At 74.7% G+C, this 225-nt stretch carries 1 protein-coding gene; it reads left to right on the forward strand.

The window, feature by feature from the left end:
• Nucleotides 1–225, forward strand: a 225-nt coding sequence (locus AMS65_RS19645) for a hypothetical protein (RefSeq protein ID WP_162231729.1), incomplete at both ends; no start/stop codon positions are given.

The following is a 225-nucleotide window of genomic DNA, read 5'->3' on the forward strand; positions in this document are numbered from 1 at the left end:
ACGGCGGGGGCCGCGCTCTCGCTGGCCGGCATCCCCCCCCTCGTGGGGTTCGTCGCGAAGGAATCGGCATTCACCCAGCTGCTCCGCCTCGGCGCGGGCGAGCCCCTCGGCTACGTCGCGTTCGGCGTCGCGGTGCTCGGGGGCGTGCGGACCCCGGGCTGCATGGGGCGGCTCCTGTGGGGGGGCTTCGCCGAGACGGCCCGGAGCAGGCTCTTTTACACCTCT

Origin of the sequence: Leucobacter celer subsp. astrifaciens (assembly GCF_001273835.1) — a bacterium.
Lineage (GTDB): Bacteria > Actinomycetota > Actinomycetes > Actinomycetales > Microbacteriaceae > Leucobacter > Leucobacter celer.